At 66.5% G+C, this 24,980-nt stretch carries 25 protein-coding genes and 1 riboswitch; of the genes, 15 read left to right on the top strand and 10 right to left on the bottom strand.

The features are described 5' to 3' along the window. Positions 1–4: 4 nt before the first annotated feature. From ACQCS0_RS14635 to thiE, 4 genes are all read right to left on the bottom strand, one after another. Positions 5–877: a DNA methyltransferase gene (locus ACQCS0_RS14635; RefSeq protein ID WP_354153446.1), complete on the bottom strand. Its 873-nt coding sequence runs from the start codon at positions 875–877 to the stop codon at positions 5–7. Between the two features lie 8 nt (positions 878–885). After that, positions 886–2,583: a DEAD/DEAH box helicase gene (locus ACQCS0_RS14630; RefSeq protein WP_354153447.1), complete on the bottom strand. Its 1,698-nt coding sequence runs from the start codon at positions 2,581–2,583 to the stop codon at positions 886–888. Between the two features lie 292 nt (positions 2,584–2,875). Then, on the bottom strand, positions 2,876–4,396 hold the full coding sequence (locus ACQCS0_RS14625; protein ID WP_354153448.1) for an RNB domain-containing ribonuclease: 1,521 nt from the start codon (positions 4,394–4,396) through the stop codon (positions 2,876–2,878). 64 nt (positions 4,397–4,460) lie between these two features. Continuing rightward, positions 4,461–5,237 carry a thiamine phosphate synthase gene (thiE, locus tag ACQCS0_RS14620; RefSeq protein WP_354153449.1) on the bottom strand — a complete coding sequence of 259 codons (777 nt, stop codon included), beginning with the start codon at positions 5,235–5,237 and terminating at the stop codon, positions 4,461–4,463. A gap of 27 nt (positions 5,238–5,264) precedes the next feature. After that, a riboswitch (TPP riboswitch) is annotated at positions 5,265–5,384 on the top strand. Here thiE and thiO point away from each other — a divergent pair. The 4 genes from thiO to ACQCS0_RS14600 all read left to right on the top strand — a co-directional run bounded on the left by thiO (position 5,377) and on the right by ACQCS0_RS14600 (position 8,184). Continuing rightward, positions 5,377–6,732: a glycine oxidase ThiO gene (gene thiO, locus ACQCS0_RS14615; RefSeq protein ID WP_354153450.1), complete on the top strand. Its 1,356-nt coding sequence runs from the start codon at positions 5,377–5,379 to the stop codon at positions 6,730–6,732. It overlaps the preceding riboswitch by 8 nt. Further along, on the top strand, positions 6,729–6,965 hold the full coding sequence (gene thiS / locus ACQCS0_RS14610; protein WP_354153451.1) for a sulfur carrier protein ThiS: 237 nt from the start codon (positions 6,729–6,731) through the stop codon (positions 6,963–6,965). Before thiO ends, thiS begins: the two co-directional genes overlap by 4 nt. A 4-nt stretch (positions 6,966–6,969) precedes the next feature. Further along, positions 6,970–7,785 carry a thiazole synthase gene (locus ACQCS0_RS14605; protein WP_354153452.1) on the top strand — a complete coding sequence of 272 codons (816 nt, stop codon included), beginning with the start codon at positions 6,970–6,972 and terminating at the stop codon, positions 7,783–7,785. A gap of 72 nt (positions 7,786–7,857) precedes the next feature. Continuing rightward, the gene (locus ACQCS0_RS14600) at positions 7,858–8,184 is read left to right on the top strand and encodes a 4a-hydroxytetrahydrobiopterin dehydratase (RefSeq protein WP_354153453.1); all 327 of its coding nucleotides are present in this window, start codon (positions 7,858–7,860) and stop codon (positions 8,182–8,184) included. A gap of 54 nt (positions 8,185–8,238) precedes the next feature. Here the strand turns inward: ACQCS0_RS14600 and ACQCS0_RS14595 are convergent, their stop codons facing one another. From ACQCS0_RS14595 to ACQCS0_RS14585, 3 genes are read right to left on the bottom strand one after another with little or no spacing between them, the layout of a single operon-like run. Next, entirely contained in the window at positions 8,239–8,541 is a 303-nt protein-coding gene (locus ACQCS0_RS14595) for a hypothetical protein (RefSeq protein WP_354153454.1), read from the bottom strand. A gap of 54 nt (positions 8,542–8,595) precedes the next feature. Continuing rightward, entirely contained in the window at positions 8,596–8,820 is a 225-nt protein-coding gene (locus tag ACQCS0_RS14590) for a DUF3107 domain-containing protein (RefSeq protein WP_160672408.1), read from the bottom strand. 51 nt (positions 8,821–8,871) lie between these two features. After that, positions 8,872–9,552, bottom strand: a complete 681-nt coding sequence (locus ACQCS0_RS14585; protein WP_282328806.1) for a TetR/AcrR family transcriptional regulator — start codon at positions 9,550–9,552, stop codon at positions 8,872–8,874. Positions 9,553–9,636: 84 nt separating this feature from the next. Between ACQCS0_RS14585 and moeB the strand changes: the two genes are divergently transcribed. Beyond that, positions 9,637–10,836, top strand: coding sequence for a molybdopterin-synthase adenylyltransferase MoeB (gene moeB / locus ACQCS0_RS14580; protein ID WP_354153455.1), 1,200 nt, complete (start codon positions 9,637–9,639; stop codon positions 10,834–10,836). Positions 10,837–10,911: 75 nt separating this feature from the next. On the opposite strand, the gene ACQCS0_RS14575 is transcribed toward moeB, so the two are convergent. Beyond that, on the bottom strand, positions 10,912–12,225 hold the full coding sequence (locus tag ACQCS0_RS14575) for a glutamyl-tRNA reductase (RefSeq protein WP_354153456.1): 1,314 nt from the start codon (positions 12,223–12,225) through the stop codon (positions 10,912–10,914). Positions 12,226–12,382: 157 nt separating this feature from the next. Between ACQCS0_RS14575 and hemE the strand changes: the two genes are divergently transcribed. The 10 genes from hemE to hemL all read left to right on the top strand — a co-directional run bounded on the left by hemE (position 12,383) and on the right by hemL (position 23,326). Then, positions 12,383–13,501 (top strand): uroporphyrinogen decarboxylase, encoded by a 1,119-nt coding sequence (hemE, locus tag ACQCS0_RS14570; RefSeq protein WP_354153457.1) that lies wholly within the window; start codon positions 12,383–12,385, stop codon positions 13,499–13,501. Between the two features lie 4 nt (positions 13,502–13,505). Continuing rightward, on the top strand, positions 13,506–14,933 hold the full coding sequence (locus ACQCS0_RS14565; RefSeq protein ID WP_354153458.1) for an FAD-dependent oxidoreductase: 1,428 nt from the start codon (positions 13,506–13,508) through the stop codon (positions 14,931–14,933). A gap of 101 nt (positions 14,934–15,034) precedes the next feature. Beyond that, the gene (locus tag ACQCS0_RS14560; protein ID WP_354153459.1) at positions 15,035–15,847 is read left to right on the top strand and encodes a hypothetical protein; all 813 of its coding nucleotides are present in this window, start codon (positions 15,035–15,037) and stop codon (positions 15,845–15,847) included. A 120-nt stretch (positions 15,848–15,967) separates the two neighbouring features. Continuing rightward, entirely contained in the window at positions 15,968–16,669 is a 702-nt protein-coding gene (gene hemQ, locus ACQCS0_RS14555; RefSeq protein WP_354153460.1) for a hydrogen peroxide-dependent heme synthase, read from the top strand. Further along, complete coding sequence (locus ACQCS0_RS14550) at positions 16,666–17,931, top strand: ferrochelatase (protein WP_282328813.1); 1,266 nt, start codon at positions 16,666–16,668, stop codon at positions 17,929–17,931. Before hemQ ends, ACQCS0_RS14550 begins: the two co-directional genes overlap by 4 nt. Beyond that, the gene (gene hemC, locus ACQCS0_RS14545) at positions 17,928–18,911 is read left to right on the top strand and encodes a hydroxymethylbilane synthase (RefSeq protein ID WP_354153461.1); all 984 of its coding nucleotides are present in this window, start codon (positions 17,928–17,930) and stop codon (positions 18,909–18,911) included. The genes ACQCS0_RS14550 and hemC overlap by 4 nt, the downstream gene beginning before the upstream one ends. Next, on the top strand, positions 18,898–19,773 hold the full coding sequence (locus ACQCS0_RS14540; RefSeq protein ID WP_354153462.1) for a uroporphyrinogen-III synthase: 876 nt from the start codon (positions 18,898–18,900) through the stop codon (positions 19,771–19,773). Before hemC ends, ACQCS0_RS14540 begins: the two co-directional genes overlap by 14 nt. Continuing rightward, positions 19,770–20,750 (top strand): porphobilinogen synthase, encoded by a 981-nt coding sequence (gene hemB, locus ACQCS0_RS14535; protein ID WP_354153463.1) that lies wholly within the window; start codon positions 19,770–19,772, stop codon positions 20,748–20,750. Before ACQCS0_RS14540 ends, hemB begins: the two co-directional genes overlap by 4 nt. A gap of 43 nt (positions 20,751–20,793) precedes the next feature. Then, on the top strand, positions 20,794–21,912 hold the full coding sequence (locus tag ACQCS0_RS14530) for an LLM class flavin-dependent oxidoreductase (RefSeq protein WP_354153464.1): 1,119 nt from the start codon (positions 20,794–20,796) through the stop codon (positions 21,910–21,912). A gap of 94 nt (positions 21,913–22,006) precedes the next feature. Next, positions 22,007–23,326, top strand: coding sequence for a glutamate-1-semialdehyde 2,1-aminomutase (gene hemL, locus ACQCS0_RS14525; protein ID WP_354153465.1), 1,320 nt, complete (start codon positions 22,007–22,009; stop codon positions 23,324–23,326). Positions 23,327–23,454: 128 nt separating this feature from the next. On the opposite strand, the gene ACQCS0_RS14520 is transcribed toward hemL, so the two are convergent. Together ACQCS0_RS14520 and ACQCS0_RS14515 are read right to left on the bottom strand one after the other, a co-directional pair. Continuing rightward, complete coding sequence (locus ACQCS0_RS14520; RefSeq protein ID WP_354153466.1) at positions 23,455–24,192, bottom strand: amino acid ABC transporter ATP-binding protein; 738 nt, start codon at positions 24,190–24,192, stop codon at positions 23,455–23,457. Then, positions 24,189–24,953: an amino acid ABC transporter permease gene (locus ACQCS0_RS14515; RefSeq protein ID WP_354153467.1), complete on the bottom strand. Its 765-nt coding sequence runs from the start codon at positions 24,951–24,953 to the stop codon at positions 24,189–24,191. The genes ACQCS0_RS14520 and ACQCS0_RS14515 overlap by 4 nt, the downstream gene beginning before the upstream one ends. Positions 24,954–24,980: the final 27 nt, after the last annotated feature.

The following is a 24,980-nucleotide window of genomic DNA, read 5'->3' as shown; positions in this document are numbered from 1 at the left end:
GAGCCTAGATGGACGGGAACGATGTAAACGTTGCCTTGGTACCCAGCCGCTTGGCCATCACATCGATGGCCGGCTGGTTCTGGTCCACGCACACGAACCTCCGGTCAAGTTTGGCCGCCACGGCGCCAAGGGTCCCGGAACCGGCGAAGAAGTCCAGGCACCAGTCCCCGGGCCGGCTTGACGCCGACACCACACGGCGGATGAGGCCCTCGGGCTTCTGCGTGGGGTAGCCGGTCTTTTCCTTGCCCGTGGGGGAGACGATGGTGTGCCACCAGACGTCGGTGGGCAGTTTCCCGAGCTCCCGCTTCGCCGGAGTCACCAGGCCTGGGGCCATATAGGGCTCGCGGTCCACCTCTGCGTTGTCGAAGTGGTATTTCGCCGGGTTCTTGACGTACACGAGGATGTTGTCGTGCTTGGTGGGCCAGCGGTACTTGGCGCGGGCACCGTAGTCGTAGGCCCAAATGATCTCGTTGAGGAAGCACTCGCGGCCGAAGATGGCGTCCAGCATTACCTTCGCGTAGTGGACTTCCCGGTAGTCCAGGTGGAGGTAGAGCGTGCCGTCGTCTGCCAGCAGCCGCCAGGCTTCCACGAGCCGGGGTTCCAGGAACGACCAGTAGTCACTGAAGGCGTCATCGTAACGGTGCAGGGCGCCCTTGATGGTGTCGTAGGAACGCCCCTTGAAGCCCACGCGGTCGCCATCCCCGTCGGTCTTCAGCACCATCCGCGTTTCCTGGCGCTTTTGAACCCTGCCGGTGTTGAACGGCGGGTCAACGTATATCAAGGTGAAGGCGCCGTCCGGCAGCGAGGGGAGGAACTCCGCGTTGTCCGCGTGAACCACCAGGTTGCTGCCGTCCGGCGCCCAGACGGTGTCAGTCATCGACGCTGTTATGCCTCGGTGCTGCGCTGCTGCGGGCCGTTGTTGGCGCCAGCCACTACTTCGCCGTTGCGGCGCCGGGTGCGGGTCCGGCTGCGGCGGGCACGGGGGTCCACTTCGGCGTCGGCTGGAGCCGCAGCGGCCGGTTCCGGGGCGGGGCTGGTGCCGGCCGTCGCCGCATCAGAGGTACGACGACGGCGGTCACCGGAGCGTCCGCCGGGCTCGCCGGTGCGGCGGCTGCTGCTGTCGCGTCCACCGGTGCGGCCGGCATCGTGGCTGCTGCTGTCGCGTCCGCCATCGCGGCCACCGCTGGGGCGGGTGTTCTTCTTGCCGGTCTCTCCCAGGTCCTCGAGGACCTCGGCGTCGACGCCGGCCAGCACGCGCTTGTTGCGGGGCAGACGGCCCTTGGTGCCCTGCGGAATGTCCAGCTCTTCGTAGAGGTGCGGTGAGGAGGAGTACGTTTCCACCGGCTCCGGGACGCTGAGTCCCAGGGCCTTGTTGATCAGGCCCCACCGCGGCATGTCGTCCCAGTCAACGAAGGTCACGGCCGTGCCCTTGTTGCCGGCGCGGCCCGTGCGGCCTACGCGGTGCAGGTAGATTTTCTCGTCTTCGACGCACTGGTAGTTGATGACGTGCGTTACGTCGTCGACGTCGATGCCGCGGGCGGCGACGTCGGTGGCCACCAGGACGTCCACCTTGTTGTTGCGGAAGGCGCGCAGGGCCTGCTCGCGGGCGCCTTGGCCCAGGTCACCGTGGATGGCGGCGGCGGCGAAGCCGCGGTCCACCAGCTCCTCGGCAACCTTCGCGGCGGTGCGTTTGGTTTTGGTGAAGATGATGGTGCGGCCGCGGCCGCGGGCCTGCAGGATGCGGGCCACAACTTCGATCTTGTCCATGCTGTGGGCACGGTAGATGAGCTGGCGGATGTCGCGTTTGGTCAGGCCCTCGTCGTCCGGATCAGCGGCCCGGATGTGCGTGGGCTGCGTCATGTAGCGGCGGGCCATGGCGATGACCGGGCCGGGCATGGTGGCGGAGAACAGCAGCGTTTGCCGAACCGCGGGGGTACCGGCGATCAGCGTTTCCACGTCCGGGAGGAAGCCGAGGTCCAGCATTTCGTCGGCCTCGTCAAGGATGACCATCTTGACGTTCTTCAGGACGAGGTGCTTCTGCTTGTAAAGGTCAATGAGGCGGCCGGGAGTACCGACGACCACCTCGACGCCGCTCTGCAGGGCCTCCACCTGGGGCTCGTAGGCACGGCCGCCGTAGATGGTGGTAATGCGGGCGTTGCGCTTGCGGGAGGCGTTCTGGAGATCGTTGGCCACCTGGACGGCCAGTTCGCGGGTGGGCACGATGACCAGGGCCTGCGGTGCGCCGGGAACGGCGAGCTTGTCATAGCCGGCGTCGTCCGGTCCCACCACGCGCTGCAGGGCGGGGATGCCGAAGCCGAGGGTCTTGCCGGTGCCGGTCTTGGCCTGACCGATGATGTCGTGGCCCGAAAGCGCCACGGGCAGTGTCATGGCCTGGATGGGGAAGGGGTGGGTGATACCGGCGTCGGCCAGGGATTCCACGATGTCGGCGCGGACGTTGAAGTCAGCGAAGGATTTTTCCTCAATCTCGTGCGGCTTCTCGTCCGAGATGATGGTTTCTTCGGGTTCGATCGTCTCGATGCCGGAGTCGTCAGTCAGGATCTGGTGGGTATGCAATTCACTCACAGGGGAGTTTCCTTATTCATTTGGGCATTGGCGCTGCCTGCTCAACGGGCCGGCCAACGTGGCCGTTCCGGAGCACGCTCTGGCGCGCAAGCAAATCCAGTGGAAGCCGATCGCGGGCTATCAAAATGCTGGCACTGGTGACCAACGGGTGCATCTCAAGATCGCGTAGGGGCGGGCTTGTTGAATTCAAAATCAAGGAAATCAACGACCGGGCATCCATATCTACTTCTTCAGTCTAGCCGCAAGGACCGGGAATCCCGGCTTTGGGCCGATCAGGCCGGGCACTGATGGTTCAGGCCAGCAGCTCAAAGTGGACCTCGCGCGCGGCAATATCGGAGGAGATCAGGCGGACCCGCACCTTTGTGCCCGATTGCAGGTCGCCGGCGCAGCGTGCCGTCACGGCGGGTTCGGCGATCTGGATGATCCCCGAGGGGCCGTTCCCGTTTTTCGCAGCCCCGTTTTTCGCAGCGCCGTTCCTGGCTCCGTTGCCGTTTTTCCCGTTACCGTTTCCGTTGTCCTTTTGTGGCTTGGAGCCGGAAATCACGATCGCTTCGAATTCCTGGCCCACATGGTTGACCAACAGCGCGGCCTCCACCGTGTCCAGCGCCATGCGTTCCATCCGCGATGCCAACTGGTCGGATCCGGCCATGATCTCCGGCAGGGACGGCAGGGCTTCCCGCGCCCAGTCCGGTACCGGCTTGCCGTTGCTCAAGGCTTCGCAGATTACCAGGACAAAGCGGTCGATAAGGCGCCGGAGCGGTGCTGTGGTGTGGGCATAGGCGGCGCCGATGGCGGACTGGACGGCGTCGTCCGGGACGGTGCCGTCAAACGCCGTGTAGCTGGCACCGCGGAACAGCATGCCAGCGGAGTGCAGGATGGCCAGTTGCCGGGGCACTGTCGGATCAAGGCTGCGGAGGTATTCGCCGTAGCTGATTTTGCCGTCCCACGGCTTGCCCAAGGCCTCGGTCTGGAGGCGGAAGTGGCGCAGGGAGCGCTCGTCCGGCGCCGGCATGGTGCGCAGGATGCCAACTTTTCCCGCCAACATGAGGTTCGCCGCCGACATTCCGGTCATCAGGGAAATCTGGGCGTTCCAGTCCTCCACCGGAAGCTGCGGTGCCGCGGCAATCCGGTAGCCGCCGTCGGGCAGTTGCACGATTTCCTGCTCGGGCATGTTCAGGCTGGCGCCGCCACGCTGCCGCTCCAGTTCAACCCGTTTGAGCCCCACTTCCTTCAGGAGCTGCAGCACGGGACCGGGCGTCCCGGCGTCGAGTTCGGCCTGGACTCCCTTGTAGCTCAGCTTGGCCCTGCTGCGGATGGTGGCCCTGCGGATACTCACCGTGGAGACCTGTGCGGTGTTGTCCAGCCCGAATTCCCACACGTAGGCGGAACAAAGCTGCCCGGCCAGGAGGCTGCCCGCTCCTTCGCTGATGACCTCAGGGTGCAGCGGGATCCGGCCGTCCGGGGCGTAGAACGTTTGGCCGCGGCGCCGGGTCTCTGCATCCAGCACGCCGCCGGGGCGGACAAAGGACGGCACATCAGCGATGGCATAGAGCACGCGGTAGCCAGCGTCCGCGCGCTCGATGTACAGCGCCTGGTCCAGGTCAGTGGAGGACGCCGGATCGATGGTGAGGAAGTCCACCTCTGTCAGGTCAGCGCCCGGCAACTCGTGTGCGGCCACCGCCGCTTCCGCGTCCCGGACCGCCTCCGCCGGGTAGGTTCCGGGAAGTTCCAGCTCGGTCCGCAGGGCGCTCAGTGCCGCCGCGAGCTCGTTGGTCTGCTCGTGGACATTGGGGGCCAACCGATGATGTGACACGAAAATCAGGTTAGCCCGATTTGCATGGATCGTGCACGCCCACGGTCCGCCACGCGGGGAATTGTCAGGATGCGCCTGCGTCCAGGGCCGCCACGAGTGCTGCAGCCGCCGCTGCGGGATCGGGGGCTTCGGTGATGGCACGCACCACCACAATCCTGCCGGCACCGGCCTCCACTACCTGCTCCACGTTGCCAAGATCGATGCCTCCGATGGCAAACCAGGGCAAGGTGGCCTGGGCGCCGCCGGCAGCGCGGACTGCTTCGGCAGCGTACCGCACCAGCTCAAGGCCGACACCGGCCCGGCCGGGCTTGGTGGGAGTGGCCCAGACCGGTCCGACGCAGAAGTAGTCCAGGCCGCGTTCGGACGTTAGCCCGCCGGACAGCCGGATGGCGCCTTCGATCTGTTCGGCGGTGTGCGTGGACAGCCCGACCGCTGTGGGTGCCCCAAGCAGGGCGCGGGCGGAAGCGACCGGCAGGTCTTGTTGCCCGATGTGGAAGACGGGGGCGCCGGACAGCATAGCGACATCTGCACGGTCATTGACGGCCCATAACTTTGCGTGGCGTTCGGCCGCGGCCTGAAGCACGGCCAGCAGCTCCAGCTCCTCCGCCGCCTCGATCGCCTTGTCGCGGAGCTGGATGATGTCGACGCCGCCGGCAAAAGCCGCGTCCACAAACTCGCCAAAGTCGCCGCGGTCACGGCGTGAGTCGGTGCAGAGGTACAGCCGGGCGCTGTGCGGGAGGCCCGGGCCTATGCCGCCGGTGGGATCTGTTGAGATCAAGGATTCGGGTGTGGAAGAGCTGGCTGAGGGCGTGCCTGCAGCGGCGAAGGATTGCGAGTTCATGGAAACCAGCCTAATTCCCCTAAACTGGGCAGGTACTGCGGGAGCCCGTTGCAGCCGTCACAAAGCGGCCGGGCTGAGAGGGCGTCAGAGCCGACCGCTTGACCTGATCCGGCTAGTACCGGCGTAGGGAAGGAACCATATGCCCCCCGCAATAAGCAGCCCGCCTGAGACTGCATCATTCCGACCGGACCCGGTGCTGCACGCCGACGTGGCGGTCATCGGCGGTGGAGTCATCGGCCACGCCATAGCCTGGGAGGCCCGGCGGTCCGGCCGTTCCGTTGTGCTGATCGATGACGCGCCCGGGAGAGGCGCCAGCTGGGCAGCCGCCGGCATGCTGGCACCTGTAAGCGAACTCCACTATCAGGAGGAAGACCTCCTGGAGCTGATGCTTGCATCCTCCGGCCTGTGGCCCGGTTTCGCGGCAGACCTCGCCCTGGCAGGGGCTGGCGAGACCGGATACCTGACGACGCCGACCCTCGCCATCGGCGCGGACGCCGCGGACCGCAGGGCGCTGATGGACCTCCGGGCCGTACAGCAGGCCAGCGGCCTGGTGGTGGAACCCCTGACTGTCCGTGAGGCCAGGTCCTGGGAATCCCTGCTCAGCCCGGCCATCTCCTGTGCCCTGGACATCCCCGCAGACCACCAGGTGGATCCACGGAAGCTGGTGGCGTGCCTCCAGGAAGTCCTGGCCGTCCACGAACCGGGAGCAGAAACCGCCGTGGCCGGTGCCCGCGGGGGATTCGCCGTTGACCAGCGGGCCGCCGCCGTTCTTTGGGAGGACGGACGCATCTGCGGCGTGGTGCTCGCTGACGGCGGAACTGTCCACGCCGGGGAGACGATTGTGGCCAACGGATTGGCGGCGGGGTCGCTGGAAGGCCTGCCTGCTGGGCTGCACCTGCCCCTGCGACCCGTCTACGGTGACATCCTGCGCCTTGCTGTTCCGGAGCACCTGCGTCCGCTCCTCACCTCGACAGTCCGCGGAATAGTCCATGGTGTGCCGGTCTACATCGTTCCCAGAGGGGACGGCACGGTGGTGATCGGGGCGACGCAACGGGAGGACGCGCTCGCCGGGACAGGCGATGGTGCTGTCTCGGCCGGCGGCGTCTACCAGTTGCTGCGTGACGCCCAGGTCCTGGTGCCGGCCGTCTCGGAGCTTGAACTCCTGGAATGCACGGCACGGGCAAGGCCGGCGACCCCGGACAACGCGCCGCTCCTGGGCCGCGTACCGGTTTCCGCACCAGGAACAGGAAACCAGGAGAGCATGGAGAACATTGCCGGACTGATTATTGCCACCGGGTTCTTCCGTCACGGAGTGCTCCTTGCTCCGGCGGCGGCAGCGATCTGCCGGGAATTGCTCGACGGCCGGACGGATCCTCGTTGGGGGGCGCTCAACCCGGCCCGCTTTTCAAGACAGCACCGCACAACCGGCACACAGTCCACACCCAAGGACATCAGCAACATGAAGGACCTCGACCCTCAGAAGGAATCAGCATGAACATCACCCTCAACGGCTCGCGCCATTCCGTGGCGGACGAAGCCTCCATCACCACCCTTATCAGTCAGATCACAGGCCGCCCCCTCGCAGCCAACGGTCAGGCGACAGACGGGCAGAAACTCGGCGTCGCCGTCGCCCATAACTCCGAAGTAGTACCCCGCAGCCAGTGGTTCGTCACGGCGCTCGCCGAAGGTGACGACGTCGAACTGGTCACAGCAGTCCAGGGAGGCTGACACCATGACAGTAACCAGCAACATCAGCTCACAGAACCTGCCCGAAGCCGCTGACGGGCTGATGATCGACGGCGTCGAGCTCGGCTCCCGCCTCATCATGGGCACCGGGGGAGCCCCGAGCCTCGACGGGCTGGGCGCTGCCCTGCTGGCGTCCGGAACCGAACTGACCACCGTGGCCATGAGGCGCTATTCGCCGGCCGAATCGGGGTCCCTTTTCCAGCTCCTGGTGGACCACGGGATCCGGATCCTGCCCAACACTGCAGGCTGCTTCACCGCCCGGGACGCGGTTATGACGGCGGAACTCGCCCGCGAAGCGCTGGAAACCGACTGGCTCAAGCTGGAAGTCATCGCCGATGAACAGACTCTGCTGCCGGACGCCGTGGAGCTGGTGGACGCCACGGAACAGCTTGTAAACCGCGGCTTCAAAGTGTTTGCCTACACCAACGATGACCCGGTCCTGGCCCTGCGGCTGGAAAATCTGGGTGCTACCGCGGTTATGCCGCTCGGAGCGCCCATCGGCACCGGCCTGGGAATCCTGAATCCACACAACATCGAACTGATCGTCTCGCGCGCCTCGGTGCCCGTGGTGCTGGACGCAGGCATCGGCACGGCATCCGACGCCGCACTGGCCATGGAACTTGGCTGTGACGCCGTGCTGCTGGCGACCGCGGTCACGCGTGCGCAGAACCCGGCACTCATGGGGGAGGCCTTCAAACACGCCGTCATCGCCGGTAGGCTGGCGAAAGCGGCCGGCAGGATTCCGCGCCGCGAGCACGCTTTGGCGTCATCGGCCATGGAAGGCCGGGCAGAGTTTCTCTAGGCCTTCTCCTCCAGGCCGGGCGCCGTCGGCAAAGGCCGCGGCGGGCTCACCAGACGAGCCAAGGAGGCCGCCATGGCCGGCAAGCATGACACACTCACACGCGAGCGGGTCGAGGCCGTCCTCGCCGCGCTGCCTGGCTGGCAGTACCGGCAGGGCGGGCTCGTTGCTGTCTATAAGACGCCGACGGCGGCCGCTGCACTCGAGCTGATTGCCGCCGTCGGACGCCTGGCCGAAGACCAGAACCACCACCCGGACCTTGACTGGCGCTACAACAAGGTCCATCTCCGCTATACGTCCCACGACGCCGGCGGCGAGGCCACTGAGCGGGATGCCACTGCGGCGGCGGCCGTGAGTGCTGCTGCCGCCCGGCTCGGTGCTACTGCCCAGCCGGTGGCTTAAAGGACGGTGACCACCACCCTGCTGGGTGGTGGTCACCGTTCTATAAGAAATTGCCTACAATTTGAGCGCCTGCGTCAGCCGCTGAGTATCGTGGCCTTCGCGGATCCGCCCGAGGTAGATGACCGTCCCGATGGCAGCGACGGTGCCCAGCGCCATGGGCAGGACCCAGGGAATCCACGTCAGGCCCGGCTGGTAGCCGAATCCTGCCGCGATAAATATGATCCAGCTGACCGCACCCACCGCAACGGCAACCCCTGCGGGCAACCCCGTCCCATACCGGGTGTGGCGCTTGTCATTGGCCCAGACAATAAAACCTGCGGCCGCTGCGACCAGGACAACGATGGTCAGCGAAAGCATCTAATCTCCTCGGAAAGCAGCGGCCAACCGCCAAGGCGGCCAGCTGCGGATCTGCTAGAACTGGCCGAAACCGACCTTGCGGGCCTCTTCGGCGCCGATTTCCACGTAGCCCAGGGCGTTGCCGGGAATGATGATGATGCGGCCCTTGTCGTCCTTGAGGCGGAGTTCGGTGCCTTTGGTGATGGCTTCTTCAACAACCGTGGCTACAGTGTCTGCATCCTGAGCCGATTCCAGGACGATTTCGCGGCCAATGTTCTGAATGCCGATCTTAATTTCCAACAGGGGGCCTCCCAGCCAATCAAAGTTTCTTTGGGTTCTCTTATTTGTAGTCTAGGACTCTTTGGGGAAGCGAGAGATTCCGCGCCAAGCTAAACGGTAAATGAGGTCGCTGGCCACATCGAGGTCCAGGTTCCCATCCGTTTCAAGCCAATACCGTGCGCTGACCTGGGCCATTCCGGCCAGGCCGCGCCCCAGGAGCTGTGCTTCCAAGTGCGGCAGTTTGGTGTCCTCGGCGATCACGCGGGCCACAGCATCCGCGAACGTCTTGTTGAATGTCTCGAGGCGTGAACTGACATCGGGATCGTTGATGAGGTCCGATTCGAAGACCAGGCGGTGCGCTTGGTCATCGCTGGCGATGAAGCGGTAGTAAGCACGCATCACGGCCTGCACGCGTTCGTCGTTGTCATCGGTGGAACTCAGGGCCCCGAGCATCAGATCCGTCAGCGACGCGAGATGGCTGTCCAGCAGTGCAAGATACAGCTCGCGTTTGGACGGGAAGTGCTGGTAGAGCACCGGTTTGCTGACATGCGCCGTCTCGGCGATCTCATCCATGGCCGCGCCGTGGTAGCCGTTGGCGACAAAAACCTCCTGGGCCGCCGCGAGAAGCTGTGCCCGGCGCTCATCCCGGGGAAGCCGGGCGGACCGCTGGCCGGCGGTCCGTTGAGGTGCGGCCGGTTCGGGGGCGGCCGGTTCGCCGCCGGACGCCCGGTCAGCCCGTGCTTCATGGACCACAGTTGCCCTACTTTCGCTTGCCGTTACCTACACAATACTGCGCGGTAATATGACCTGGCGGCATCTCGGGGCATACATTGGGGTATGGCTTCGACTTTGACCGCAAATGATTCCCCTGTCTCGTTTAAACCGCTCGTGGAGCCCGCCGGTGAACTGACGCCGGCCGAGGTGGAACGCTACTCGCGGCACCTCATCATTCCCGAAATCGGAGCGGTGGGGCAGCGGCGGCTGAAGAACGCCAAGGTGCTGGTCATTGGTGCCGGGGGGCTGGGTTCGCCGGCGCTGCTCTACCTGGCGGCGGCGGGTGTGGGAACCCTGGGAATCGTCGACGACGACCACGTTGACCTGAGCAACCTCCAGCGCCAGGTGATCCACGGTGTGGCCGACGTTGGACGGCCCAAGATCGAGTCCGCACGGGACGCCGTCGCCGCACTGAACCCGCTCGTGGAGGTCCGGCTGCACAACGTCAGGCTGGATGCCTCCAACGCACTGGAACTGTTCGCAGACTACGACCTGATCCTGGACGGGGCGGACAACTTCGCAACCCGCTACCTGGTCAACGATGCCGCCGCCATCCTCGGCAAGCCCTACGTGTGGGGATCGATCTTCCGCTTCGACGGCCAGGTCAGCGTGTTCTGGGAAAAGCACGGACCCACCTACCGGGACCTTTACCCAGAGGCCCCGCCGGCCGGGTCTGTGCCCTCCTGCGGCGAGGGCGGCGTCTTCGGCATGCTCTGCGCTGCCGTGGGATCACTCATGGTGACCGAGGCAGTCAAGCTGATCACCGGCGTCGGGCGTTCACTCCTGGGCCGGGTGGCACTGTTTGATGCCCTGGGCGGCAGCTGGCGCGAGATCCGCGTGTCCAAGGACCCGGCAGCGGCCCCCATTACGGAACTGACGGACTACGAAGCCTTCTGCGGCATCACCCCTGCCGCTTCCGCAGACACCGAGCACACGGTGACGGCGACGCAGCTGGCCACCATGCTCGCGTCCCGGAAGGCAGGCCTGAAGGACTTCGAGCTGGTGGACGTCAGGGAAACCGGCGAACATGACATTGTGAGCATCGACGGCTCGGTGCTGATCCCGCAGGGCAGGATCCTCGCGGGGGAGGCTTGGGCGGAACTCCCGCAGGACAAGGACATTGTGTTCCACTGCAAGGCGGGCACACGGTCAGCCAACGTGCTGGAAGCTGCGCGAAAGGCAGGCTACCAGCGGGTCAGCCATCTTGACGGCGGAATCCTGGCCTGGGTGCGCGACGTGGAGCCGCAAAAGCCGGTCTACTAGCCGGTTGCTCTATCACTTTTGGTCCCTAAAACGTTCGGTTGAGAGCCAAAACTGATAGAGCAATGGGCGGGCAGGTCAGGCGGTTTCGAAGCCTAGGTGGTCCACGGGGCACTCTGCCTGCGCTGCCGTAGCGGGCTGCTCCACGGTGATGCCGTAGAGCGTTTCGAGCGCCGACACGTAGTCGTCCTGCTGGCCGTTGGCCGCCAGCTCACGGGCACGGACGGTGGGCACGTGCAGCAGCTGCTTGACCATCCGGCGGAGGGCGAATTCCACTTCCTCGGCGGCGGCCGTGCAGCCGTGGCGGGCACGCACGCGCTCCATTTCCGCGTCCAGGACGTTCATGGTGTGCCGGCGGAGCGCCACGATGGCGGAATCCACCGAGCGGGCTTCCCGTTCCTGCTCGAAGGCCTGAGCCGCGCCGGACACAATGCCGCTGGCCTGGGTAAGAGACTCGGCCTGTTCCTGGGGTGCCGCCAAACGCACGGATTCCAGCGTGAGCAGCTCGACGCCGTCGAGCTGGCCAACCTCAGGGTCAAAATCATGGGTGAGGGCGAGGTCGATCGCGATCAACGGCTGGACGGAGTCCACGCGGATCTCGGCAAGTTCACCGGCCTCGACCCGGGTGTCGGAGCCGCTGCAGCCGATCATGACGTCGGCCGCCGCCACGGCTACCGGCAGGGAACCGCTGTCCAGCGATGTTCCGCCGCGGGTGGCGACAAACGCTTCGGCGCGTCCCGACGAGGAGAACACGGAGATGTCGGTGCAGCCCCTTTCGCGGAGCAGCGCCATGGTGGCGCCGGCGTAGGCTCCGGTGCCGAACACCACCACCTTTTTCGCTGACCAGTCGGGGCTCTCGGAAAGGTCGGTGGCCAGATCCAGTGCCACGGAAACGATGGACAGGCCCCGGGAACCGAGGGCGGTCTGCGCCCCGACGTCCTTGGCCGTCTTGGAGGCGGCCTGGAAGAGGCGGACCAGGCCCGAGCTGGCCGTGCGCTCGTGCTGGGCAGTGATGAGTGCGCGGCGGACCTGGCCGGCGATTTCGCGTTCACCCACCACGGCGGAGTCCAGCCCGGCGCTGACGGCGAAAAGGTGCTGGCTGACTTCGGGGCCGGTACGTGTGCTGAAGGAGCGGGACACAAGCTGTTCGCTGAGCCCGCTGAGTCCGCTGATCTCGGACACGAGGGCCGCACGGGCGGCCTCAACATCGTCAGCGTGGGGCGCTTCGCCGTAGATTTCGTACCGGTTGCAGGTGGCAAGCACAATCGCACCCGTCACTGCCGGCGATCCGGAGAGTGCGGATGTTGCGATACCGGAAGCACCGTTGCTCAGGTGAGCAACGGTCTCAAGGTCGATGTCGGCGTGTGTAGCCACCAATGAAAAAAGAACCACAGCAGACCAATCATAGCTTTTTCGTTGCCCGGTAAAACAACCCAACCAAAATGCACGGGCGTTGGAGGACCGTGATTCATGCCACGGCGCGGCCGGGCGGCTGCAGGTGACAGGCTGTCGTTATCTTTTAGGACCAATTTTGGGCACAATCAAAGGCATGACTTCCAGCTCCGCCGTGTCCAAGTCCGCGTCTAGTGTCCTGTCTAACAACAGTGCCCTTTCTGCCGGCCATCCGCTGATGGACGGCCGCACCGCAGATTCGCCGCTCATCACTGCCTACCGTGGCGGCAAGCCATCGCGGCGGCCGGTGTGGTTCATGCGCCAGGCAGGGCGCTCGCTGCCGGAATACTTGAAGGTACGCGAAGGCGTGGCCATGCTGGATTCCTGCCTGCGGCCCGAGCTCGCGGCCGAAATCACACTGCAGCCCGTCCGGCGCCATGACGTCGACGCTGCCATATTTTTCTCCGACATTGTCATTCCGCTCAAGCTCGCGGGCGTGCGCGTGGACATCGTGCCGGGCGTGGGGCCCGTGCTGGACAAGCCGGTGCGCACGGCTGCAGACGTTGCCGCCCTGCCGCAGCTGACCTGGGAAGCGCTGGAACCGATCCGCGAAGCCATACGGCTGACCGTCGCCGAGCTGGGCAAAACACCGCTGATCGGCTTTGCCGGTGCCCCGTTCACCCTCGCTGCCTACATGGTTGAGGGCAAACCTTCCCGTGACCACCTGGGCCCGCGCACCATGATGCACGCGGACCCGGAAACTTGGACTGCGCTGGCCAACTGGGCCGCCGACGCCTCGGGGTTGTTCCTCCGCGCCCAGCTGGAAGCCGGCGCGTCCGCGGGACAGCTGTTTGATTCCTGGGCGGGATCGCTGGGCCTGGCCGACTACACCAAGTTTGTGGCACCCGCCTCGGCCCGGGCGCTGGACCACGTCCGCCACCTCGGCGCGCCGCTGATCCACTTTGGTACCGGAACCTCCGAACTCCTTGTCGCCATGCGGGATGTCGGCGTGGACGTGGTTGGCGTGGACTACCGCCTGCCGCTGGATGAGGCCAACCGGCGCCTGGGCGGAACGGTGCCGCTGCAGGGCAACATCGACCCCGCGCTGCTCTCCGCGCCCTGGGACGTACTCGAAGCCCACGTCCGTGCGGTCATTGCGGCCGGCGCCTACGCGCCCGGCCACGTGCTCAACCTAGGCCACGGCGTGCCGCCTGAAACCGACCCTACGGTCCTGACCCGGGTTGTAGAACTCATCCACTCCATTTCCACGGAGTAGGACCATGAGCAGCTCCTTGACGCCGGACCAGGCCGCCCTCGTCCTGGGCGGCGGCATCTCCGGCCTGCTGGCAGCGCGGGAGTTGGCAGCTGCCGGACATACGGTGACCGTCCTGGAAGCGGCCGCATCCTGGGGCGGCTGCGTGGGCAGTCATGTGGTGGCTGGCCTCACCCTGGACAGCGGAGCAGAGTCTTACGCCACGCGCTCCTCCGCCGTGGCTGAGCTTGCTGCTGAGCTTGGACTCGGCGGCAACGTTGTGGCGCCGCGTCCGGGCGGCGCCTGGGTGCAGCTTCCGGACGGCCCGCGCGAACTGCCCAAAACCGGAGTCCTGGGCATTCCCGCCAACCCCTGGGACCCGGAGGTCAGGCGATCGCTGGGATTTGTGGGTTCGCTCCGGGCATCCCTGGACAAGTACTTGCCGGCTTCGATCGGCGCGTCTGCCTCGGTCACCAGCGTCGCAGCGCTGGTGCGGGCACGGATGGGCCGCCGGGTATTGGAGCGCCTCGTGGCCCCGGTGGTGGGCGGCGTGCACTCCGCGGACCCCGGTCTCCTCGACGTGGACATGGTGGCCCCCGGCCTCCGGTCAGGAGTCCGAGAGCACGGCTCCCTTGCCGCCGCGGTGGCCGCCCAGCGGCGCGGTTCCACCCAGCCATCCGCCGCGAAGGCGGGTTCCGCCGTTGCGGGCCTGGAAGGCGGGATGCACACCCTGGTTGTGGCCCTGCTCAGCGATCTCCGCAGCCGTGGGGTCACCCTGATGAGTGGAACAGCAGCGGGCGCCGTCGAACGGACGGCGGACGGGTGGCGGGTCACCGCCGGTGACGCAACGTACGACGGCGGCCTGCTGGTGGTGGCGCTGCCCGGCCCGGCAGCAGTGGGGCTGCTTCAGGCGGCCGTACCCGGGCTCGCTGGCAGGAGCCCGGAAAGCGGGCCGGACGTCAGGTTGGTCACGCTGGTGGTGGACCTGCCCGAACTTGACCGCAGGCCCCGGGGCACCGGGATCCTGGTGGCGCCCCAGACTCCGGGCATCCGGGCGAAAGCCCTGACGCATGCAACCGCGAAATGGGATTGGCTGGCCGCTGCGGCAGGTCCCGGGACGCACGTCCTGCGGCTGTCGTACGGCCGCCTGGAAGCCTCGGAACACTCGACCGGGGCCCCCGCCATTGCCCCCGACTTCCTGGCAGCTGCCTTGCATGACGCTTCGGCACTGCTGGACGTCCCGGTGCAGGAGACCGACGTCGTCGGCTGGGATGTTGTCAGGTGGCAAGGGGCCCTGCCGTTCGCGGCCGTGGGACACAAGGCGCGTGTGGCCGAGGTCAGGAAACTCTGCGCCGCAGAGGCTGGTCTTGGCATAGTGGGCGGATGGGTGGCCGGCAACGGACTTGCCGCCGTGGTGGCCGATACCCGAAAAGAAATTCGCAGCCTGCTCAGCTGACCATCGCCCCTGTTCAGCGGAATACGGGCCTTGAAAAGGCCGCCCCGGGGTGCAGGTTTCGGTTTTCCGTCCACCCCCTGACGTGGCTAGGGTCGATAACTATGGTTATTTACAGGTCCGACTTTTCCCGTTCCCAGACCAGTATCCATGGGGGACTCCGGCGTGGCGCTGCCGTGGCTGCTGTCGGAGCGGTACTGGTCCTGTCCGCCGGCGTGCCGGCATCCCAGGCGGCCGATGGCAGTACTGATCCCACCGCCTCCGCCGAGGTAGCAGCGGATGGAGACTTTTCCAGGGTCACTGGCCTGCTGAATGGCCTCCTGGGCGGTTCCGGCGGACAGACCAAAGCCTCGCCCCAACCGACTTCCGCGCCCTCAGCCTCTCCCACTCCGGCTCCGACGGCCACGGCCACGGCTACAGCGTCTCCCGCCCCTACGTCCACGACGCCGACCTCACCTGCGCCTACGTCCGCTCCATCGGCGTCTGCCAGCCCAGCGCCCCACGGCACGACTCCGCAGGGCACGACTCCGCAGGGCACGACTCCGCAGGTCACGACGCCCCAGAGCCCAGGATCGCCGTCGAGCGTTCCGGTGCCGCTGAGCACGTCTCCGCATGCCACCGGCTTTCCGGCGGGCACGCAGCCGGACGGCCAACCCGGCGCCCCAGCTGACGGGACCCAGGATCCCGGGCAGGTCGACGATCCCGCTGCGGACCAGCCCACGGGCGCCCACGGCGCCAACGCCACGCCTGTTTCGGGACCGGGGCGCCACGGAAACGCACCCGCCAGCCGGGACAACATGGCCTCGGCCACTGCGGCAGCTGCGGCGGCCGAACCTGCGAAGGTCTGGCTTGGTGTGGGGCTGGTGGGGTCTGCCGGGGCCGCTGGACTACTTTTTACCCGGATCCGCAAGATCTGACCACTATGGCGGATCGGCTCAAAACCCGCACTTGGCCGAAGCTGTGACATTAAGCACTTCTACGTCTTGTAGAAGTCGCCGGTTTCGACTTGGCGGTTGGGAAGGGGCAAACTGGTAACCATGAGCCACACTTCTGCCGAATCTGTCACTAAAACCGAAGAATCAGCCGAGCAGTTCTTCACTCTCTGGACTGTTTTCAAGCGGTCCGAGGAACTCGTGCGCAGCGCTGACGCTGCCGCCGATTTCGAAGCCCTGCTGTTCCGCCTGGCCGAGGCTGGAGTGACGCACCGCGGCAGCTACGACGTCTCCGCAATGCGCGCCGACGCCGATGTGATGGTCTGGCTCCACGGCTCGAAGCCCGAAGCGCTGCAGCAGGCCATCCGCGACATCCGCCGCAGCACGCTCTTCGCCGGAACGGAGATTGTCTGGTCCGCCATGGGCGTCCACCGGGAAGCCGAATTCGCCAAGAACCACACCCCGGCCTACTCACGAGGTGTGGCCCCGGCCGAATGGCTCTGCGTCTACCCGTTCGTGCGCTCCTATGAGTGGTACATCCTCCCCGACGACGAACGCGGCAAGATGCTCCGCGACCACGGCTTGCTGGGCCGGGAATTCCCCCAGGTCATCTCCAACACGGTATCCTCCTTCGCCTTGGGCGACTGGGAGTGGATCCTGGGCCTGGAAGCTCCCGAACTGGTGGACCTCGTGGACCTGATGCGCCACCTCCGCGCTACCGAAGCACGCAACCACGTGCGGGAGGAAATCCCGTTCTACACGGGCCGCCGCATCACCGCCGCAGAAGTCGCTGAGGTCCTCGCATGACCCGGCCCGAGCCCGCTGCGGGCGCCGAACTCACCGGAATCAACCCGGTCACCGAGGCCGGCCGGATGGCGCCCAAAAACTATGACGGCGTCCTGCTGGCCTCCTTTGGTGGGCCAGAGGGCCAGGACGACGTCATCCCGTTCCTGCGCAACGTCACCCGCGGCCGCGGCATCCCGGACGAGCGGCTCGAAGAGGTTTCCCACCACTATCGGGCCAACGGCGGCATCAGCCCCATCAACCAGCAAAACCGCGAACTCAAGGCTGCCCTCGAAGTGGAGCTCTCGGCCCGCGGCATTGAGCTTCCGGTGCTGTGGGGCAACCGCAACTGGGACCCCTACATTCCGCAGACTCTGCAGGACGCGTACGACGCCGGCCACCGCAAACTGCTGATGGTCACCACGAGTGCCTACTCCTGTTACTCCAGCTGCCGCCAGTACCGCGAGGACATCGGCATCGCCCTGGCGGAGTCGGGGCTGGACGGCCGGATTGAGGTGGACAAAGTCCGGCAGTACTTCGACCACCCGGGCTTTGTGGAGCCCTTCGTGGAAGGCACCACCGCCGGACTCGCGGACGTGCGGGCGCAGCTCGCGGCTGCGGGAACGCCGGACGCCCCTGTGCACATCCTGTTTGCCACCCACTCCATACCGACCCGGGATGCCGAGGCCGCCGGACGGTCCGGGGACGAGCCTCGCGAGTTCGAAGAAGGATCCGCATACGTTGCCCAGCACCTGGCCACCGGCGCAGCCGTCATCAGCCGGGTGCAGGCCGAATCAGGCCTGACCGCCCCCTGGTCCCTCGTGTACCAGTCCCGCTCGGGCGCGCCCCACGTCCCGTGGCTTGAACCTGACATCAATGACGCCATCGCAGACCTGGCGGGCCAGGGCATCAAAGGCATCGTCATCGTCCCGCTGGGCTTCGTCAGCGACCACATGGAAGTTGTCTGGGATCTCGACACCGAAGCCCTGGAGACCTGCCGCACCCTCGGCCTGGCTGCCACGCGTGTGCCTACCCCGGGCACGCACCGGAAGTTTGTGAACGGCCTGGTTGACCTCATCTCCGAACGGACGCTCGCCAACAACATTGGCGACCGGCCCTCCGTGACCGGCCTGGGCCCTTGGTATGACGTCTGCCGGCCGGGCTGCTGCGCCAATTTCCGCGGCGAGAAGCCCACCATCGCCGGAGCCGACACCACCGTCGGCACCGGACATGACGCATATCCGGCCGCGTCCGCGGGCGCTGCCGGGGGAGTAGGAACGCAGTGACAGTACGGATCGGAACCAGGGCCAGCAAGCTGGCACTTACCCAGACGCAGCAGACGGCGGACCAGCTGGCCGCCGTCGGAGGCTTCCCGGTAGAGCTGGTGCACATCACCACCGAAGGCGACGTCAAGACAGGATCACTGTCCCAGATGGGCGGCACCGGGGTGTTTGTAGCAGCGCTGCGCGATGCACTGCTGCACGACACCTGCGATGTCGCTGTGCACTCACTCAAGGACCTCCCCACGGGCGCTGCGCTGGGCCTAACCATCGCCGCAACACCCAAACGTGCCGACGTGCGGGACGCTCTGTGCGCACGCGATGGCCTCAAGCTGGCAGATCTCCCGCAGGGCGCAAAGGTGGGCACAGGCTCGCCCCGCCGCGCTGCCCAGCTGCGGGCCGCCCGCCCTGACCTGGACGTGCAGGACATCCGCGGCAACGTGGATACCCGACTGGGCCGCGTGCCCGGGCTGCCCGGCAACGCGGCAGGCGCACCAGGGGACCTCGACGCCGTCGTGCTGGCCGCCGCAGGTCTGGAACGCATCGGCCGCCTGGACACCATCAGCGAATTCTTCGAGCTGGACGTGATGCTGCCGGCGCCAGGGCAGGGTTCGCTGGCCATCGAATGCCGGAGTGCCGACGCCCCCCGCAAGGCAGGCTCCACCGAAGGCTCGCAAAGTGTTCTGGCGCAAGCCCTTGCCGCGCTCAACGACGAGGACACCCGCCTCGCCGTGACCGCCGAGCGTGCCGTGCTGGCCCGCCTCGAGGCCGGCTGCGCTGCCCCCGTGGGTGCCTTTGCCTACCGCAAGGGCAGCGTGCTGTACCTCGAAGCCGCGGTGTGTGCCGTGGACGGCACCAGCTCTGTGCGCGAGAAGAAGGCAACGGACGGCCTCACCGAAGTCGGGGCCACGCTGCTCGGCATCGAGGTGGCCGAGCTCCTGCTCGCTGCCGGCGCCGCGGAGATCGCGGACCTTGCCGCATCCTGATGCACCTACAGGCGCCTTCGGCGGCCGACGCGTCCTGATCACCCGGAGCGCAGACCGTGCCGGCCCTCTGGCCGCGCTGCTCGGCAGCCTGGGGGCCGAACCGCTGGTCCTGCCGCTCATCGACTTTGAACAGGCCGCGGACCAGCCGGCTCTCGATGCCGCCCTGGATACCCTGGCCGCCGGTGGCTTCGACTGGCTGGTGGTCAGCAGCATCACCACGGTGCGGATGCTCGTGGAAAAAGCGGCCGAGCGTGGGACCACGCCAGCTGGCCTGGTGCCGGCGGGAACGCGGGTGGCCACGATCGGCCCGTCCTCCCGACGGATCCTTGAAGCCGCCGGCATCCCCGTGGCCCTCGCCCCGGTGAACATCCAGTCCGCCGAAGGGCTCGTGGACCTCTGGACCGCCGCCCCGGCGCGCGTGCTGTTGCCACAGGCGGACATAGCTGCGCCTGCCCTGCGGGATGGACTGGCAGCCCAGGGGGCAGACGTCACTGCTGTTGTGGCCTATCACACCGTGGACTACCCGGCCCGTCCGGAAGTCCGCTTGGAGGCGGAACTGCCGTCCGCCGTCGGGGTCTCCCACCCTGGGGCTCCCCGTGAGCTCAGCCAGTCGCAGACCCGCAGTGAGCTCGACGCCGGGACGCTCGACGCCGTCGTGGCCGCCTCGCCGAGCGCTGCCCGCCGCATCGCCGCGACCCTCCTGCCGCTGGGCCGCTGCCGTTTCGTAGCCATCGGACGCCCGACGGCGGCGGAGGCTGCCGCCCTTGGCATCCCGGTGGCCGCCACCGCCCAAGTCCCCACCCCGGACGGCATAGTGGCCGCGCTGGGCACCGTATTCGCCAACGAAGGGAACACCCGATGAGCTTTCCGAACCACCGCCCGCGCCGCCTCCGCACCACGCCCGCCATGCGCCGGCTTACCGCTGAATACCGGCTGGCTCCGGCGGACCTGATTCTGCCGGCGTTCATCCGCGAAGGGCTCAGCGAGCCGTTGCCCATTTCCTCCATGCCCGGTGTTGTGCAGCACACCACCGATTCGCTCAAGCGCGCCGCAGCGGAAGCCGTGGAACTGGGCGTGGGCGGCATCATGCTGTTTGGCGTCCCCGCCGTGCGCGATGCCCGCGGCACCGCTTCCCTTGACCCGGACGGCGTGCTCAATAAGGCCATCCGGGATGTCCGAGCCGAGGTGGGCGACGACCTGGTGATCATGGGCGATGTCTGCCTGGACGAATTCACTGACCACGGCCACTGCGGCGTCCTGGACGCCGACGGCTACGTGGACAACGATGCCACGCTGGAAATCTACGGCCAGATGGCCGTTGCCCAGGCCGACGCCGGCGCCCACGTGCTGGGACCCTCCGGCATGATGGATGGCCAGATCGCCGTCATCCGCCAGGCACTCGAGGAATCCGGCCACATAAACACCGTCATCCTGGCCTACGCGGCCAAGTACGCTTCCGCCTTCTACGGCCCCTTCCGGGAAGCCGTGGATTCGCAGCTTAAGGGCGACCGCCGCACCTACCAGATGGACGCTGCCAACCGCCGCGAAGCCCTCCTCGAAGTGGAACTGGACCTGGAGGAAGGCGCAGACATGGTCATGGTGAAGCCGGCCATGAGCTACCTGGATATCCTGGCCGACGTCGCCGCCATGAGCCCCGTGCCTGTCTCGGCATACCAGATCTCTGGTGAATACGCGATGATCGAGGCTGCCGCAGCCAACGGCTGGATCGACCGGCGCGGTGCCATCACGGAATCCATCCTGGGCATCAAACGGGCCGGTGCCAACACAGTGCTGACCTACTGGGCCGCCGAAGTTGCCGGCTGGCTGAAGGAATCCTGACCCGGCGGGGAATGTTTCCGGATGCTCCGCGGTTTGTATGCGTATGCATGAAAATAGCGAGCCTTCCGTAAACACTCCGTCAGCCCCGGGCAACCCCACGGCCCCCGTCCCTGCATACTCCATCCTGCTTGGCGTCAGCACTTTCGGCGACGTCGACCTGGCTGCCGACGGAGCACCCAAGCACCACGCCGAGGTGCTGCGCCAGGTGGTGGAACAGGCCAAGGTGGCCGACGCCGTCGGACTCCACTCCTTCGGCGTGGGGGAGCACCACCGCAAGGACTTCGCCGTCAGCGCGCCGGACGTGGTGCTCGCAGCCATCGCCACGGTCACGGAAAACATCCGGCTTGGCAGTGCGGTCACGGTCCTGAGCTCGGACGATCCCATCCGCGTCTTCCAGCGCTTCGCCACACTCGACGCCCTCTCCAACGGCCGCGCCGAAGTGATCCTCGGCAGGGGTTCGTTTACCGAGTCCTTCCCGCTCTTTGGCTACGACCTTGGCGACTACGACGCCCTGTTCGAGGAGAAGCTGGAAATCTATGACCGGGTACGGTCCCAGAATCCGGTGAACTGGGACGGCCGGACGCGGGCGTCGCTTCGGGGCCAGATGGTCTATCCGCACGTGGAGGGCCGACTGCTTCCCACCTGGATCGGGGTGGGCGGCTCACCCCAGTCCGTGGTCCGCACGGCAACCTACGGCTACCCGATGGTCCTGGCCATCATCGGCGGCGAGCCCGAGCGCTTCCGTCCCTACGCCGATCTGTACCGCCGCACCCTTGCCGAAGCCGGTAAGGAACCGCAGGCACTCTCCGTGCACTCGCCCGGCTATGTGGCCGAGACTGACGAGCAGGCCCTTGAGGAGTACTACCCGCATTGGCTCGCCACCCGGAACAAGATCGGGGCGGAGCGAGGCTGGGGACCGGCCGGGCGCGGCGAGTACGAAGCCGCGGCCGACGAGGATGGTGCCCTGTTTATTGGTTCGCCGGAAACAGTGGCGGCGAAGGTCGCCCGGCTCAAGGGCACCCTCGGTGCGGACCGCTTCGAGATGAAGTACAGCAGTGGCACGCTGCCCCACGAGCAGATGATGCGTTCCATCGAGCTGTTCGGTTCCAGGGTGGCGCCTCTCGTTGCAGATATGCTTGCGGACATGTTCGCGGATCGCTGATGCAGGCCGCTTCTTCATCGGGCGGCCACTGTATCCAGCGCCAGCAGGTGGCGGTGGCGCCGCATGCCACCGCACGGGATGGAAGAATAGGGGCATGACTCGCTCCGAAGACCTCTTTGCCCGTGCCCAAACCCTGATGCCTGGTGGCGTCAACTCACCCGTCCGGGCCTTTGGCTCGGTGGGTGGAACCCCGCGGTTTATGGTGTCGGCCAAAGGCCCGTACCTGACTGATGCCGACGGCAAAGAATATGTCGACCTGGTCTGCTCCTGGGGGCCGGCGCTGCTGGGACACGCCCACCCTGGCGTCCTGGAGGCCGTCCATGCGGCCGTTGACCGCGGCCTCTCCTTCGGCGCGTCCACCCCGGACGAGGCCAATCTGGCTGCCATCCTCCAGGAGCGCGTGCCGGCCGCCGAACGCGTCCGTATGGTCTCCACCGGCACGGAGGCCACCATGACGGCAGTCCGGCTGGCCCGAGGCTTCACCGGCCGGAACCTCATCATCAAGTTCGCCGGCTGCTACCACGGCCACCTGGACGGACTGCTTGCCGCTGCAGGATCGGGCGTTGCCACCCTGGCGTTGCCGGGATCGGCTGGCGTCACCGAAGCCACTGCCGCAGAAACGCTGGTTCTGCCCTATAACGACCTCGCCGCCGTCGAAGCAGCGTTTGCCGCGCACGGGCCGAGCATCGCGGCCGTCATTACCGAAGCCGCCCCCGCCAACATGGGCGTGGTGACCCCGGGGGAGGGCTTCAACCTGGGGCTGTCACGCATCACCCGCGAGCACGGCGCCCTGCTGATCGTGGACGAAGTACTCACCGGCTTCCGCACCGGCTACTCCGGCTATTGGGGGCTCACCGGCGGCGCTCCTGACGCAACGGACCCGTGGACCCCGGATCTGCTCACCTTCGGAAAGGTCATCGGCGGCGGAATGCCGACGGCGGCCCTCGGCGGGCGTGCCGACGTCATGGACTACCTCGCGCCCCTGGGCCCGGTGTACCAGGCGGGCACGCTCTCCGGGAACCCGGTGGCCATGGCAGCCGGCGTGGCCACCCTGACGCACGCCACCCGCGACGTGTATTCGTTTGTGGACGCCCGCTCGTTGGAACTCGCTTCTGCACTGTCCGAGGCCCTGGATGGTGCCGGCGTGGACCACTCGATCCAGTTCGCCGGAAACCTGTTCTCGGTGGCGTTCGGCACGTCCGCCAACGGGGTCCACAACTACGCTGACGCCCAGGCGCAGGAAACCTTCCGGTACGCGCCGTTCTTCCACTCCATGCTGGAATCCGGAGTTTACCTGCCGCCGTCGGTCTTCGAGGCCTGGTTCCTCTCGGCCGCCCACGACGACGCCGCGATGAACCGGATCTTTGACGCTCTCCCGGCCGCCGCAAGGGCCGCCGCTGCCGCCAAAGGTTAGTCCCGGCGTCGGGCGCCCTCATATGCAGTCCACGGCTTAAGCAAGAAATCCCCGTCTCCCGGGCAAATCCCCGCACCATGCGTGGGGGGGGAAAATGTCTGGGAGGCGGGGATTTGCCGTTGGTGCGACTAGAGCACGTCCGAAAGGAAGCCCTTCAGCCGGTCCGTTGCGGGCGAGGTGAAGATCTGCTCGGGCGGACCCGATTCGACCACCACGCCGGCGTCCATAAACGTGACGGTGTCTGAGACGTTGCGGGAGAAGCCCATTTCGTGGGTCACCACCACCATGGTCATGCCGCCTTTGGCGAGGTCGGCCATCAGCGCCAGGACGCCCTTCACGAGCTCGGGGTCCAGCGCGGAGGTGGCCTCGTCAAAGAACATCACCTCAGGCTTCATGGCCAACGCACGGGCGATCGCGACACGCTGCTGCTGGCCGCCGGAGAGGTTGGCCGGGCGGGCGTCAGCTTTGTGCTTGAGGCCCACCAGGTCCAGCTGCTCCAGGGCGTCGGCGCGCGCCTGCTCGTTGGAGAGCTTCCGGAGCTTGCGCAGCGCGAGCGAGACGTTGTCCAGCACGGTCTTGTGTGGGAACAGGTTGAACTGCTGGAACACCATGCCGATCCGCTGGCGCAGCTCGTCCGGGTTGTCCTTCAGTACCGAACGGCCATCCAGCAGGATGTCTCCCTGGTCCGGTTCGATGAGACGGTTCATGACCCGCAGGAGCGTTGACTTTCCGGAGCCGGACGGGCCAATGACCGAGGCCGTGGTGCCCTTCTCAACGTGGAGGTCGATGCCGCGGAGCACATGGTTATGCCCGAACGAAAGGTGCAGGTTCTTGCCGGTCAGGGTGCCGGAAGTAAATTCCGTCATGCCTGTGCCCCCTTGCCGATAGGTGCCGCCAGCTCGTCCGGTTCACGCTTTTCCGGTTTGCCGGTCCGCAGTCTGTTATCGATGTAGTTCACCAGGTGCGTGAGCGGAATGGTCATGGCCAGATAGAAGATGCCCGCAGCTACATAGGGGGACAGGTTGCCGCTGCGCGCGGCAGCGTCCTGGCCGATCTGGAACAGCTCGCGTTCAGTGGCCAACAAGCCCAAGGTGAAGACCAGTGAAGAGTCCTTGATCAGGGCAATGAACTGGTTCATGAGTGCCGGAAGCACCCGGCGAATTCCTTGCGGTACCACCACGAGCCTCATCGAGGGGCCGTAGCCGAAGCCCAGGGCCCTGGAAGCTTCCAACTGCCCCTTCTCCACGCTCTGGATACCGGAGCGGAAGATCTCGCCTGCGTACGCGGCTGCCATCAGGGAAAGCGCAGCAATGCCCATCGGGTACGGGCTGTTACTCCCCGTGATTTCGCGGTAAATAGGCCCGAATCCAAGCCCAATGACCAAGATAGTGAGGACCGCGGGCAGCCCACGGAACACGTCCGTGTAGGCCCTGGCGGCCCACCGCGCCACAGGATTCCGGGAGATCCCCATGAGGGCCAGGACCAGGCCGAAGAATGCCCCGATCAGTCCTGAGGTGATCGCCAGCAGCAGCGTATTGGGCAGGCCCACGGTGAACATGCTGGGCAGAACTTCGGCGATCTGCCCCCAGTCGAGGAAGGTTTCTCCGAGTCGTGTCAGGTAATCCATTGGCGTCGCTATCTTCTCTGGGTTGCC

The organism is Pseudarthrobacter sp. S6, assembly GCF_050156575.1.
Lineage (GTDB): Bacteria > Actinomycetota > Actinomycetes > Actinomycetales > Micrococcaceae > Arthrobacter.
The sequence above is the reverse complement of the archived record's forward strand: the minus strand, read 5'-3'. Positions and strand labels throughout refer to the sequence as shown.

Bases quoted from the DNA above. Each gene is read 5' to 3' on its own strand.
- ACQCS0_RS14635 (WP_354153446.1), bottom strand. From the start codon at position 877: ATGACTGACACCGTCTGGGCGCCGGACGGCAGCAACCTGGTGGTTCAC.
- thiE (WP_354153449.1), bottom strand. From the start codon at position 5,237: ATGAACTCGCAATCCTTCGCCGCTGCAGGCACGCCCTCAGCCAGCTCT.
- thiO (WP_354153450.1), top strand. From the start codon at position 5,377: ATGCCCCCCGCAATAAGCAGCCCGCCTGAGACTGCATCATTCCGACCG.
- thiS (WP_354153451.1), top strand. From the start codon at position 6,729: ATGAACATCACCCTCAACGGCTCGCGCCATTCCGTGGCGGACGAAGCC.
- ACQCS0_RS14605 (WP_354153452.1), top strand. From the start codon at position 6,970: ATGACAGTAACCAGCAACATCAGCTCACAGAACCTGCCCGAAGCCGCT.
- ACQCS0_RS14600 (WP_354153453.1), top strand. From the start codon at position 7,858: ATGGCCGGCAAGCATGACACACTCACACGCGAGCGGGTCGAGGCCGTC.
- ACQCS0_RS14595 (WP_354153454.1), bottom strand. From the start codon at position 8,541: ATGCTTTCGCTGACCATCGTTGTCCTGGTCGCAGCGGCCGCAGGTTTT.
- moeB (WP_354153455.1), top strand. From the start codon at position 9,637: ATGGCTTCGACTTTGACCGCAAATGATTCCCCTGTCTCGTTTAAACCG.
- hemE (WP_354153457.1), top strand. From the start codon at position 12,383: ATGACTTCCAGCTCCGCCGTGTCCAAGTCCGCGTCTAGTGTCCTGTCT.
- ACQCS0_RS14565 (WP_354153458.1), top strand. From the start codon at position 13,506: ATGAGCAGCTCCTTGACGCCGGACCAGGCCGCCCTCGTCCTGGGCGGC.
- ACQCS0_RS14560 (WP_354153459.1), top strand. From the start codon at position 15,035: ATGGTTATTTACAGGTCCGACTTTTCCCGTTCCCAGACCAGTATCCAT.
- hemQ (WP_354153460.1), top strand. From the start codon at position 15,968: ATGAGCCACACTTCTGCCGAATCTGTCACTAAAACCGAAGAATCAGCC.
- ACQCS0_RS14550 (WP_282328813.1), top strand. From the start codon at position 16,666: ATGACCCGGCCCGAGCCCGCTGCGGGCGCCGAACTCACCGGAATCAAC.
- hemB (WP_354153463.1), top strand. From the start codon at position 19,770: ATGAGCTTTCCGAACCACCGCCCGCGCCGCCTCCGCACCACGCCCGCC.
- ACQCS0_RS14530 (WP_354153464.1), top strand. From the start codon at position 20,794: ATGCATGAAAATAGCGAGCCTTCCGTAAACACTCCGTCAGCCCCGGGC.
- hemL (WP_354153465.1), top strand. From the start codon at position 22,007: ATGACTCGCTCCGAAGACCTCTTTGCCCGTGCCCAAACCCTGATGCCT.
- ACQCS0_RS14520 (WP_354153466.1), bottom strand. From the start codon at position 24,192: ATGACGGAATTTACTTCCGGCACCCTGACCGGCAAGAACCTGCACCTT.
- ACQCS0_RS14515 (WP_354153467.1), bottom strand. From the start codon at position 24,953: ATGGATTACCTGACACGACTCGGAGAAACCTTCCTCGACTGGGGGCAG.